Origin of the sequence: Siphonobacter sp. SORGH_AS_0500 (assembly GCF_031453245.1) — a bacterium.
In the GTDB taxonomy this organism is placed as follows: domain Bacteria; phylum Bacteroidota; class Bacteroidia; order Cytophagales; family Spirosomataceae; genus Siphonobacter.
In genome coordinates this window covers 468,140-481,349 of sequence record NZ_JAVIYT010000001.1, presented here as the reverse complement: position 1 = coordinate 481,349, position 13,210 = coordinate 468,140, and the positions used below count along the sequence as shown (strand labels likewise).

Genomic DNA, 13,210 nt, shown 5'->3' with positions numbered 1-13,210 from the left:
ATGATCGGCAAAAAATCGAGAAGAGTATATTTCCCGAAATTAGTAAAATATCTTTTGAGTTATTTGATTAAAGTTCTGCGGGCTTGAGTCTGTTTTTCCTTTTTCAAGCTTGTTCAGTTCTCTGAATTCATAGAAAAGTAATCGCCACGGCGAATCGCTATAAAGAAATCCCCTTGTGGGTAGTTTAAGTTTTGGGGTGAGAGCAACCGTCGTTTCATTGAAGCGACGGTTCTTTATTTTAGGCCAATCCGCGTATTTTGCGAGACAATCTTTCTTCGTTCTTATGGCCTTCTATTCTAATAAAGTGGTCTGGATTACTGGAGCGTCCTCCGGCATCGGGGAGGCCCTGGCTCACGCTCTGGCCCGCGAAGGTTGTCGGCTGGTTTTGTCTGCCCGGCGAGAAGCCGAGCTGGTACGGGTTAAACAAGCATTACCCGTTCCGACAGAAAACGTATGCATTCTACCACTGGACATCACCCATATCGAAGCCTTTCCCGAAGCAATTCATACGGTTCTCCAAACCTTTGGCCGCCTTGATATTTTAATTCAGAACGCCGGCATCAGTCAGCGAGGCTCCGCTCTGGAAAGCCCGCTTGCCATTGATCGCCGATTAATGGAAGTAAATTATTTTGGCGTCATTGCCCTAACCAAAGCCGTCTTACCGCATTTCATTCAGCAACGTACAGGACTCATCGTTCCTATCTGTAGTCTGGCGGGTTACGTAGCCACGCCGGAACGCACGGCTTATGCTGCTTCTAAATTTGCCCTACGAGGCTTTTTTGATGCTCTTCGGGCCGAAATCTGGAAAGAAGGCATATGGGTAACCCTCGTTTGTCCGGGTTATGTCCGAACCTCACTTTCACTTAACGCCCTGAATTCCAGCGGAAAAGCTCACAATCAACTTGATAGTCACTCCTCCAAAGGACTTTCTGCCGAAAGCTGTGCCAAAGCGATTGTAAAAGCCCTGAAGAAAGGGAAAAAAGAAGTATGGATTGGCGGTTTTACAGAAGTAATGGGGGCTTACTTAAAGCGGTATGTTCCAGGCTTGCTCTGGTTATTCATTCGTAATTACCGGAGGATATAAGACTGTTCAGAAGAATCGATTTCAAGATTAAAATAGCACTATTCATAGGATTCAGATCCTCTCAAAAGAGCATATTGACTTATACTAGTAGAATCATATTCCGTAAAAATCCTTAATTCAGAGGGTATATTTATCTAATTATCAGTAAAACTTATGAAATATACGGGTGTTTTGTTAAAAATTGATATTTGATTTGCTTGACATTAGATTCCTATTACATTTGTAGTCTATTGTAATATTCCCTTAACTAAAACTTCATCAATATCATGTATAAATCTACGCTCATTTTGGGAAAACTGTCTCCTCCTTTTCTGGTTTAGTTAATCACTTTTTTCGAAGCAGTACCATCAACCTTTCTGGTTGCTGTTCCGGCATATCCTTTCGCTAGGGTATTCTGTAGTTGTCCCATTTTCTTCTATAAATATATACTCTGATTTCATTCTTAATTCTTAACCAATTCTTTAAACATGAAGAGATTAATACTCTTTCTAAACATTCTGTTTCTGACAGCGACAGTAGCTGCTTATGGACAGGATCGGGTAGTGACCGGAGTGGTTACTACATCTGACGATGGAAGTACCGTTCCCGGCGTTAGTGTGAGCATTAAAGGAACCAGCCGGGGAGCAACCACTGATGCGGATGGGAAGTATCGAATCAGTGTTCCTTCCGGAAATGTAGTGCTTGTTTTCACTTCTATTGGATTTCAGAGACAGGAAATCGAGGTAGCCAACAAAAGCGTCATTGATGTTAAACTGATTAACGATTCCAGCGAACTTTCGGAAGTTGTGGTTATTGGGTATGGTACACAAAGTAAGCGTGATGCTACGGGTAGCATTGGTTCGGTTGCCGGAGCAAAGCTTGCTCAAATGCCTAATCAGAGCTTTGAATCAGGCCTGGCAGGCCGTACGCCTGGAGTTCAGATCACGGTTCCCAGTGGTGTATTAAACGCTCCTCCGGTGTTCCGTATTCGCGGTACGAACTCCATTTCTTTAAGTTCCTATCCGCTGGTTATCGTAGATGGTGTTCCTACCTTTACAGGGAACTACAGTGCGGGAAATGCTTCCAGTAACCCACTTGCCAGTATCAATCCTAATGATATTGAGAGCATTGACGTAGCGAAAGATGCCGCAGCAACCGCCATTTATGGTAGCCGGGCCGCTAACGGGGTAGTATTCATTACTACCAAAAGAGGTAAATCGGGTAAAGTACGCATAAGCTACGATGGATGGGCTGGTGTTTCTAATACCTATCGTCTGCCTGAAATGCTAAATGCTCAGGAATATCTGACTTTCAAGCGGATGGCCATTGCGAATAACCCTAATGCCCGCACGACGACATTAACTCAAACGAACGATGCCAATGGTAATCCTATTGATACGAAATGGCAGGATCAGGTATATCGTCAGGGCGTATCTCATAGCCATAACTTAAACGTGTCTGGCGGTAGTGAGAATACAAATTATTATTTTTCTACGGGTTATACGAACCAGCAAGGCGTTATCCGCAAAAATGACTTTGAGCGTTTAAATGCCTTATTTAACGTAGATAGCAGATTAACGAAAGCCGTTACGGTAGGCGGTAAGATTTCTTACTCCAATGAAAAGAACTTAGCGGCTAGTTCTTCCGGCTCTTTGAATGGTGAAGCTTTCAATACCGGTGGTTTAGGACGTCTGGCTATTGTATTACCTCCTATTCTGGCTCCTTACAATAACGATGGGTCACTTAATATCAATCGTGACAACGCAGCCATTGGTTCTTCTAATAATATGAGTATCACGAACATCTCGTATTATAATCCTACGGCTCTTTTAGCACTTAACCGTTCTAACTCAGAAGTAAGCCACGTCCAGTCTAATGCTTACATTCAGATTAGTCCGATCAAAGGTCTTACTCTGAAAAGCTCTTATGGTATTGATTTCCTGTTAGTTGACAACGATATTTTTCAATCTCCTCTGACAGGTGATGGATTCGCCACGAAAGGAAATGCCTCAGGTGTCTTCAGAAAAGAAAAAACCTGGTTATGGACCAACACCGCTCAATATGATCGCAGCTTCGGCGGAGCTCATAACTTCAGCTTGTTGATTGGACAAGAGCAGCAACGTAACACATCGAGAGGATTTGGTTTAAACCGCCAGAATATTTCTGACAATGCCTACACTGAGTTACAGGCAGGCTGGGCTAACAACAACTATACTAACTTAGTATACGGAGAAAATTATCTGTTATCTGGCTTTGGTCGTTTGAACTACAACTACAAAGAGAAATATTACCTGAGCGGTAACTTACGTCAGGATGAATACTCTGCTCTAGGCGTGAAAAAAGGGGTTTTCTGGGGAGCTTCTGCAGGTTGGGAAATCACACAAGAGAGCTTCTGGAAAAACGCCAGACTGAATAACATCTTTAGCAGCTTCAAAGTACGCGGCAGTTACGGTAAAGTGGGTAACATCGGTGGTATTGGTGACTATACTCCTTACTCCACGTATAACTCTGGCTTATACGGTGGCTTATCTACGCTGGCCTTCTCCAGTGTAGGTAACCCTAACCTCAAATGGGAAACCAGTACGAAAACTGATGTAGGTTTCAACTTTGGTATTCTCAATGATCGCATCACGGGAGAAGTGGCTTACTACAAAAACAACATCAACAACCTGATTCTTTATGTAGCACAAGCTCCTTCCACGGGCCTTCCTTCCAATCCTCCTCAAAACATTGGAACGATGTATAACGAAGGTCTGGAATTAGCCCTTAATGCTCGTATCATCAATACGAGTAACTTCCAGTGGTCATCCAATTTCAATATTACATTCAATAAAAATGAGGTAACGTCTTTAGCTCCTGGTATGGATGTTCTGCAAACAGGAACGAGTGGTTTGGAAACGGTAAACCAAACAGCTCCTGGTTATTCAATTGGTAACCTCTGGGTGGTTCGTACGGGTGGCGTTGATCCAGCTACGGGTAAGCGTATTTTTATTAATAAGCAAGGAACAAAAGTATATTACCAATACTACGCCCCATCAGGTCAGTTTAATTACTCAACTACTCCTGACGGTTTAACTCGTTACGTGGGTCCAACAGGCGGAACATCCATCACTCAGGCCGCTGATGGGGTTATGTATGCTAACGTTAACCCTAAGCAATACGGTGGATGGGATAACAACTTCAAGTTCAAAAACTTTGACTTAGGGGTAATGCTGACCTACCAATTAGGCTTCAATGTTTATTATGGCACCAACTCCGGTCTGCACGATCAGCGTTGGTGGAATAATGCTCGTGATGTCTTAACAGAAGCATGGATGAAAGAAGGAGATACTGATAAGAAATACGCGAAACCCGTATTCAATGATAACGTATCGAACGGTTCTTCCATGCCATTGGATATCAACGTATTTAAGGGTGACTTCCTGAAACTTAGAAACGTAACACTGGGATATACCTTGCCCAACGCATTACTAACTAAAGTAAAAATGAATAGCCTTCGGGTATATGTAAGCGGTCAGAACTTAGCAGTATTAACTAAATACCCTGGTCCAGACCCAGAAGTATCATCTAATGGTTTCTCAAGTAACAGCGGTCAGGGTGTTGACCGAAACACCGTAGGTAATGCTCGTACCTTCACTTTTGGTATCAAAGCTGGGTTCTAATATTTAAAGAGAACATTCATGAAAAAGCATTTCATATACGCATCCATTTTTTGCTTATCTCTGGTAGGTTTTTCTTCCTGCAATAGAGATTACCTGACTCCTATTCCACAAACTGAGGTTTCTGATGCCTCTGCCTTTAGTACCGAAAGCCGCATTACCACCCAGCTCTTATCGGTATATCAGGCCATGAAACATGGTAACTTTTACGGAGGCCGCTATGTAATCTACGGAGACGTCCGTGGGGAAGAGTTCATCAACGAAACTTCTAACCTGGTAACAGGTTCAGATGTGTGGTCTTTGAACCCTACTAACAGTGCTACAGCCGTTGAACGCTTATGGCAATACGCTTACCTGACCATCAATAAAGCTAATATCTTCATTGAAGGGATGCAGGCCACTGGTAATACCGTTGTGGGTAACGATGCCGGAAACCGCTACATTGCTGAAGCCAAAGTTATTCGGTCATTGAGTTATTTTAGTTTACTACAATACTACGCTCGTCCTTATGCAGATGGTAATGGTAATAATCCAGGAGTGCCTCTTCGTTTAACGGGTATTAAAGGTACTGGCCAGTCTGAAATTGCCAGAAGCACCGTTGCTGAAGTCTACGCTCAAATCCTGAAAGATCTGAACGAAGCCGAAGCCGCTTTACCTGATACGTATTCAACGGCGAATGACAATACGACTCGTGCTCATAAAAACACGGCTATTGCCTTGAAAACCCGGGTTTATCTAGCTATGCAGAACTACGCTAGTGTGATAACTGAAGCGAACAAAATTGTTAGTACTGCGGCTCCGTTTACTGCTCCTACGGGCGTAGCTCATACTTTACAGCCAGACATTACGACTATCTTCACCAACTACACAACGGCAGAATCTATTTTCTCGATGCCAATGACAGCGAATGCTGGGGATAACCCAGGAACTCAAAATCAATTGGGTTACTATTATTCTCCAACGGTTGGTAATAAGGAATATTCGCTGAACCCTAACGGAATTATCGCGAATACGAGCTGGAAAGAAACGGATAAAAGAAGATCTCTTTTAGCATCTAACAGTGGCAAAACCTGGTTAAATAAATATAAAACGCCAACTACTTTCCATGATTATGTACCTGTGATTCGCTACGCAGAAGTGTTATTAAACCTAGCTGAAGCTAGGGCTCGTTCCACAAACAGCGTAGACGCTCAAGCAGTTGCTTTATTAAATGCTGTTCGTAATCGCTCGGATGCTACGACAACTTTCACGGCTGGAAGTTTTGCTAACGCCGCCGCTCTGATCAATGGAATTTTGCTGGAAAGAAGAATTGAATTCTTAGGCGAAGGCTTACGTAATGGCGATTTAATGCGTTTGCAGCAAACCATACCAGCAAAAGGCTCTATTTCAGCGAAAGCACCCAATGAAAATGGTTACATCTGGCCGATTGCAGCTTCTGAATTGGCTCTGAACTCTTTAATGAGGGATAACTAATCCTTGGTTAGATTACCTATTAATGTTACTCAAACGACTAGCTCATAAGGCTAGTCGTTTTTTTATGTCGTTTTATCTAATCTATAAATTTCCCGGTCTATTTTATATTTTTTCTTACTCACTAAATTAAGCATAAAATAGAGATACATAGTATTTAATACTCAACCCACATTGAGGGATACGATTCTGCTTCTTTTTGGAATATCCTGAAATGAAAGCAAAATTTCGAAAAAATAATTTCATCATCTGAAAATTTAATATTTGGGATTTATAAAGGCTCTTTTTTTCATTTTTAATAAAAAAATACCCTTTAAAGCCTCTATTTATACATTTCTAAAAATTGGCTACCTCGCTTCATAGCTTATTAAAATCTTTCTTCGGCAATTTTTATCCAAATAAAATTTTGCCATTTATTTAAAACCACTATTTTTGTAGCCCATTTTAGAAACGAGCATCAAATTATTTACTTTTTTAGTAATTTATGCTCATTTCAATAAATGACATAGTAAGTAATTTTATTCCAACTTCATCATTTTATGAGCCTATGCAATATCTATCCTTTCTTCATTCAGCATTCATTCCATTTTCCAGCAATTGTCTTTTGCTTACCTAATTAAGCTCTGGTTTTCCAGGAGCTATTTCAGGATTTTACGCGTACCCAATTTGTATTTTCATTCTTAACCAACTATTCATCCACAAACCATGAAGAAACTTTTATTCTTCACGTTCCTGCTGCTTTTCGGGTGGACGGCCCAGGCTCAGGATCGCGTTGTGACTGGTAGAGTAACTTCCAGTGATGACGGCTCACCAATTCCTGGCGTGAGCATTGTAGTGAAAGGCACTACTAAGGGAACTACTTCCGATGCTAACGGTAATTATCGTATAACCATTTCTGATAACGCTACCTCGCTGGTTTTCAGCTCCATTGGTCTTAGTCGGGTTGAAGAAGCCATTAACGGCAGAACAACCATTGACGTAGTATTACAACCTACCTCAGAATCCCTTAATGAAGTCGTAGTAACGGCTCAGGGAATCGAGCGGGATACTCGTTCGCTGGGTTACGCCACTCAAAATGTAAATGGCAGTGCTTTAGCTCAACGTTCTGAACCTAACGTACTTAACACCTTACAGGGTAAAGTAGCCGGGGTAAACATCACGAGTTCTTCGGGAGCTCCGGGGGCTTCTACCAACATCAACATCCGGGGTATTACCTCTTTCAACGGTAACAACCAGCCTTTGATCGTTGTGGATGGTATTATCTTCAGTAACGATGTGGATAACTCTCAAAATACGCTTTTCGGATCGCAGCCTTCCAGCCGTCTTTCAGACATCAGCCCTGAGAGTATCGAGTCGATCAACGTACTAAAAGGCCCCGCGGCTTCGGTATTGTATGGTTCACGGGCTTCTGCCGGGGTAATCGTTATCACTACGAAAAGTGGTAAAGGTTTGAACGGTAAAACAGAAGTGACGTTTAATTCCTCCGTTAACTGGCAAAATGTAGCTTACTTGCCTAAGTTCCAAAACCGGTATGGCCAAGGTACGCAGAACAACTATGTAAACAACTCTACGGCCTCCTGGGGACCTGCTTTTGGAACGCCTGGTTTTGATAACGTACAGACAGCGTGGGGCGAAACCGTTCCTTATCAGGCCTATCCGAATAACGTTCGTGATTTCTACCAAACAGGAACTATGTTTCAAAACTCGCTGAACATTGCGGGTGGGGATCAGGACAATAACTTTGCCGCAACCATTTCAAGTACCATTCAAGATGGGGTAGTACGCCGTAGTGGATTCGACCGCCATAGTGTTCAGGTAGGGGGTAACTCAAAACTGAAAAATGGGGTTAAGTTAGGAGGAACTATCACTTACGTGAAGTCAGCTCAGACTGGTACAATCATGGGTAATGGCGGTAGTGCCTTTGGGCAGATCACCCGTATTCCCAGAAGCTTTGATTTAGTAGGACGTCCTTACCAGGATGCTACAGGTAAAAGTATCTACTTCGTAAACGGTCAGAACCACCCTTTATGGAGTTTGGAAAACGAATTCTATAAAAGCAACGTTGATCGTGTCTTCGGAAACTTGTCAGTTGGTTATGACATCACCAATTGGTTAAACGTTAGTTACCGAGTAACGGCTGATACGTATACTGATAATAGAAAACAAGTTTTACGCATTGGAGCGGCTCGTGCCCCCCAGGGACAAATCGATGAAGATTTACGGTTCCGTTCAGAATTAAACGGTGACTTATTAATCAATGCGAATAAGAAAGATTTATTCGTGCAAGGGCTGAATGCTACGTTGTTATTAGGTCAAAACCTCAACCAGCGTTCATTCAAACAGTCAGGCGTAGGTGCAGAGGCATTAACGATTCCTGGTTTTGATAACGTAAGCAACGGTTCGGTATTTACGAGCTCTTACGAATCTTCAACCAGAAGAAGACTGGTTGGTCACTATGGCCAGTTATCGCTGGATTATAAATCTTATTTATTCCTGGAGTTATCCGGCCGCGTAGATCAGTCATCTACCTTACCTAAAGGACAGAACGCTTACTTCTACCCTTCAGCAGCGTTAAGCTTCGTTCCTTTGGAGGCTTTCAAAGTTGAATCAGACGTTATTTCGTATGCCAAAGTACGTGGTAACATTGCCCGGGTAGGTCGTGATGCTGATCCCTATCTCTTACAATCGGTATACACTACGGCTGCCTTTGGTAATAACGTGGCTGACGTAACCTTCCCTTTAAGTGTAGGCGGCAGCAGTATTCCTGGTTTCCAAATCAGCAATCGAATTGGTTCTATGAACCTGAAGCCTGAATTTGTTACCTCTTACGAAGCAGGTCTGAATTTAGGTTTCTTCAACAACCGTTTAGGTATTGACTTTACCTTCTTCAATACCAAAAGTACCAGCCAGATTTTTGACGTAGCCATTTCTAACTCCAGCGGATACGACACGCGTACTACGAACATCGGAGAAATGCGTAACCGTGGTATTGAATTACAGGTATCAGCCACTCCGGTTCACACCAAATCATTCAAATGGGATTTGATGCTGAACTTTACTCGTATTCGCAATAAAGTTATCTCGATTGCTCCAGGCGTTACTAACTCAACTATCAACGGTGATGGCTTCATAGGTATCTCTCCATCCATTGCGGAAGGCTATCCTTATGGTGTAATCATTGGAACGGCTAATGCCCGTTCAGAAAGTGGTGAGTTACTGATTAACCCTAACACGGGTGGTTTCCTGCCCGGTATTGCTGGTCAGGTTATTTCAAACCCACAAAAAGACTGGATTGCTGGCTTAACGAACAACTTCTCTTTCAAAGGAATTACATTGTCGGCTCTGTTTGACATCAATAAAGGGGGTCAGATTTATTCCTTCTCTCAAGTTGACATGAGAAGTGCCGGACAAACAGAGATCACGGGTATTGATCGCGATCAGCCTCGTATTCTGCCCGGTGTTATTCAAAACGCTGACGGAACGACTCGTCCTAACAATATCCAGGTATCAGCACAAACGTACTGGGCGGGCTTAGGTGGTTTGGCTTCCGAAGGAGCCGTATTTGATGCTACCGCCTACCGCTTACGGGAAGTTTCTTTAAGCTATGCTCTTCCTAAAACGCTTCTGAGTCGTACCCCATTTGGAAATATTAGTGTTGGCGTGAGTGGCAGAAACTTATGGATGTTTGCTCCTGGTTTCCCCAGCGATCCTGAAATCAACACACAAGGTGCTGGTAATATCCAGGGTCTGGATTTGAACGGGATTCCTACAACTCGCAATTATGGAGTTAACCTTCGTGTAACATTCTAATTATGATTCACATGACATTCTTATCAAGACATAAAAAATGGGTTACCGGGCTGACTTTTGCCTGCTCGCTAGCCACTTTATCTTCGTGTTCTGATTTTTTGGATATTAACCAAACGCCGAATAACCCAACCACCGTTACTCCAGCGACCTTGCTGCCTAGTGGCCTGGTGGGTTCTGCTTTCGCTAATGCCAACGATCTGAACCGTTTTGCCAGCGTCATCATGAGTGTAACTGCCGGAGCCAATGGTAGCCCTGCTACCTGGGACCGGTACAATACAGACGGTTCTGATTTCGGTAACCAGTGGCGTTTTGAAATCTATGCAGGTGCCTTAATTAATTACGACAAACTGATTGAAGCTGCACAGACGACCAACTCCAATGCCTACATTGGAATTGCCAAAATCATGAAGGCCTATACATTTGCGTTGACAACGGATACCTGGGGAGATATTCCTTATTCAGAGGCTCTGAAAGGTGAAGCGAATACGCAACCTCGTCTGGACTCACAGCAGGATATTTACTTAGGTAATAGCGAAAAAGGCATCCAAAGCCTTTTCGACTTAGTAAAAGAAGGATTAGCAGATCTAGAAAAAACCAGCACCACCAAACCGGGCTCTGATGACCTAGTGTATGGAGGTACGATGGATAACTGGAAAAAAGCGGGTAATACTTTGTTATTGAAGTTGGCTATGCAAATCAGCAGCGTTAATCCTGATCGGGCAAAAACCATCATTAACGAAGTACTTCAGGGCAATAACTACATTACCACCAATGACCAGAATCTGGGCGTTAAATTTGGGGGTCAGGTAGGTAGCCAAAGTCCGATTTATACCTATACGTATAACTCATCGTTTAGCACGGATCAGTTGATCAGTACTCGTTTTGTGAACCTGCTTCAGGGTCTGAACGATCCTCGCCTGCCGATTTTCGTTACCAGACCTAGTGGTAGTTACGTAACCATCGACAACGGCTTTGCTGGTTCACCACCACCAGCAACTTCTCGCTCTATGTTCAGTACATACGTAACTGGAGAAAATGGCGTAGGCCCCGTTCGTCTGATTACTAACTGGCAGCGTGCCTTTATTCTGGCAGAAGCAGTAATCCGTTTAGGAACCGCTGGTGATGCTCAGAAATTATACGAAGAAGGCATCAAAGCTTCCATGAGCTCAGCAGGTATTTCAGACGCTGACATTACCGCTTATTTCGCAGCGAACCCAACAGTAGTAACGCTTTCAGGTAGCAACGACAATAAAATCAAGCAGATCATTACGCAGAAATACATTTCTCAGTATGGTAACGGCTTAGAGCAATGGAATGACTGGAGAAGAACCGGTTACCCAACGTTAGCCCAACACCAAAACGCTGTTGGCGTGGATGGTACTCGTCCGGTACGTGCTCGTTACATTGATCAGGAAATTGCTCGTAACCCTAATTTCCCCAACAACGTTTTACAGAACGTGCGGGTTTGGTGGGACGTTAACTAGTTTCAATTCTAATCATTGACACAAATGAAAAATATATTTCTCATCCTAAGCTTGTGCATGGCCGTCGCTTTTACGTCCTGCAAAAGTGACTACGGAACATTCTACGAAGACAACCGGCCGGAGGTGCCTGTAACGTTTCCAGGGACAACAACGTACGGTTTCAATCCATACATTACTAAGTCTATCAAGGATTCGACTACTGCCTTAGAATTTACGCTTTCGATCCCCGAAAGTAGTGGTCGTACGATTAAAGAAATCACGAAAGTTTCTGCTGGAAGCACCAGTATCAACGCAGGTGGAGTAGCTACGGCAACTTATATCTCCGCTCCTATTGCAGCTACTGGAACCACGGCTAAATTCACAACCAGTCTGTCTCAGTTTAAATCAAAATCAGCGGCAAACCGTGCCCTGGTTGTAGCAGGTGGTGAAATTGCCTTCATGTTCCTGGTAACGCTGGATAACGGAGCAACCATCATTCCCGTACAGGTGAGGGTTCGAATTACGGCTTAAGCCTGATTCTTTCAGTAACAAAAAGCTCGACCGTCATGGGTCGAGCTTTTTTGTTGATTACCCAATCGCCTGGGTTAAATCTTCAATCAAGTCCTCTACATCTTCAATACCCACGCTTAGCCGGATCAGGGTATCTTTCAGCCCTGACTTCTCACGTTCGGACTTGGGAATACTGGCGTGTGTCATACTTGCCGGATGCGTGCATAAGGACTCCACGCCACCCAGCGATTCGCCCAGAGAGAATACGTTAAAGCTCGACATTACCCGAATGGCTTCTTCGTAATCATCGCCTTTGAGTTCGAAAGAAAGCATTCCGCCAAAATCCCGCATTTGCGTAGCTGCCAGCTCGTGACCGGGGTGATTTTTCAAACCGGGGTAATAGACTTTCCCTACTTTGGGGTGATTCACCAGAAATTCCGCTACCTGCCGGGCATTCTCGCAATGCTGCTTCATGCGAATGTGTAAGGTCTTGATTCCCCGCAATACCAGAAAACAATCCTGTGGACCGGGCACGGCACCACAAGCGTTCTGAATAAAACGAAGACGGCTAGCGAGCTCGTCATCATTCAGCATCAAAGCTCCCATAACGGTATCGGAGTGACCACCGAGGTATTTGGTAACCGAGTGCATGACGATGTCGGCTCCTAGATCCAATGGATTCTGCAAGAAAGGCGAAGCAAACGTATTATCCACCACTGTCATCACTCCGCGACTTTTGGCTTTCTCTGCTAAAGTCTTAATATCCAGAATTCGAAGTAAGGGATTTGTCGGCGTTTCCAGCCAGAGCATTTTTGTATTTTCAGTAAAAACCGAATCAACTACTGCCGGATCGCCCAGATCGATGAACTTAAATTTAAGGCCAAAGTCTTCGAAAATTCGAACGAAAATTCGGTACGTTCCCCCATATAAATCATTGGTAGCAATAATCTCATCGCCGGGTTTAAATAACTTCAGTAGAGCATCCGTAGCCGCCAAGCCGGAAGCATAGCAAATGCCATGTTTCGCATTTTCCAGAGCAGCCAAAGCCTGTTGCAAAGCCGTTCGGGTGGGGTTATGGGTTCGGGAATATTCGTATCCTTTATGTACGCCCGGAGCTTCCTGAACGTAGGTAGAAGTCTGATAGATAGGCGTCATAATCGCTCCCGTAGAGGGATCGGGTTCAACGCCGGCATGAATGGCTTTCGTGGCAAAACGCATAAGATTTTGTTCTAATT

At 43.6% G+C, this 13,210-nt stretch carries 6 protein-coding genes and 1 pseudogene; 6 read left to right on the top strand and 1 reads right to left on the bottom strand.

Annotated elements, in window-relative coordinates; translation table 11 throughout:
- Positions 1 to 283 precede the first annotated feature (283 nt).
- The 6 genes from QE357_RS02105 to QE357_RS02080 all read left to right on the top strand — a co-directional run bounded on the left by QE357_RS02105 (position 284) and on the right by QE357_RS02080 (position 11,996).
- Entirely contained in the window at positions 284 to 1,084 is an 801-nt protein-coding gene (locus QE357_RS02105; RefSeq protein WP_309705454.1) for an SDR family oxidoreductase, read from the top strand.
- Positions 1,085 to 1,551: 467 nt separating this feature from the next.
- Positions 1,552 to 4,725: a TonB-dependent receptor gene (locus QE357_RS02100; protein ID WP_309705453.1), complete on the top strand. Its 3,174-nt coding sequence runs from the start codon at positions 1,552 to 1,554 to the stop codon at positions 4,723 to 4,725.
- 18 nt (positions 4,726 to 4,743) lie between these two features.
- Entirely contained in the window at positions 4,744 to 6,195 is a 1,452-nt protein-coding gene (locus QE357_RS02095) for a RagB/SusD family nutrient uptake outer membrane protein (protein ID WP_309705450.1), read from the top strand.
- Positions 6,196 to 6,897: 702 nt separating this feature from the next.
- A complete protein-coding gene (locus QE357_RS02090) occupies positions 6,898 to 10,002 on the top strand; it encodes a SusC/RagA family TonB-linked outer membrane protein (RefSeq protein WP_106636639.1) in 3,105 nt (1,034 codons plus the stop codon).
- A gap of 11 nt (positions 10,003 to 10,013) precedes the next feature.
- Positions 10,014 to 11,486, top strand: a complete 1,473-nt coding sequence (locus QE357_RS02085) for a SusD/RagB family nutrient-binding outer membrane lipoprotein (RefSeq protein ID WP_307141836.1) — start codon at positions 10,014 to 10,016, stop codon at positions 11,484 to 11,486.
- 24 nt (positions 11,487 to 11,510) lie between these two features.
- On the top strand, positions 11,511 to 11,996 hold the full coding sequence (locus tag QE357_RS02080; RefSeq protein WP_106636638.1) for a hypothetical protein: 486 nt from the start codon (positions 11,511 to 11,513) through the stop codon (positions 11,994 to 11,996).
- Positions 11,997 to 12,053: 57 nt separating this feature from the next.
- Here the strand turns inward: QE357_RS02080 and QE357_RS02075 are convergent.
- Positions 12,054 to 13,196, bottom strand: a pseudogene (locus tag QE357_RS02075) (cystathionine gamma-synthase); the annotation flags it as partial.
- Positions 13,197 to 13,210: the final 14 nt, after the last annotated feature.

Excerpts from the sequence above, each read along its gene's own strand:
- QE357_RS02105 (WP_309705454.1), top strand. The coding sequence starts at position 284 with ATGGCCTTCTATTCTAATAAAGTGGTCTGGATTACTGGAGCGTCCTCC.
- QE357_RS02100 (WP_309705453.1), top strand. The coding sequence starts at position 1,552 with ATGAAGAGATTAATACTCTTTCTAAACATTCTGTTTCTGACAGCGACA.
- QE357_RS02095 (WP_309705450.1), top strand. The coding sequence starts at position 4,744 with ATGAAAAAGCATTTCATATACGCATCCATTTTTTGCTTATCTCTGGTA.
- QE357_RS02090 (WP_106636639.1), top strand. The coding sequence starts at position 6,898 with ATGAAGAAACTTTTATTCTTCACGTTCCTGCTGCTTTTCGGGTGGACG.
- QE357_RS02085 (WP_307141836.1), top strand. The coding sequence starts at position 10,014 with ATGACATTCTTATCAAGACATAAAAAATGGGTTACCGGGCTGACTTTT.
- QE357_RS02080 (WP_106636638.1), top strand. The coding sequence starts at position 11,511 with ATGAAAAATATATTTCTCATCCTAAGCTTGTGCATGGCCGTCGCTTTT.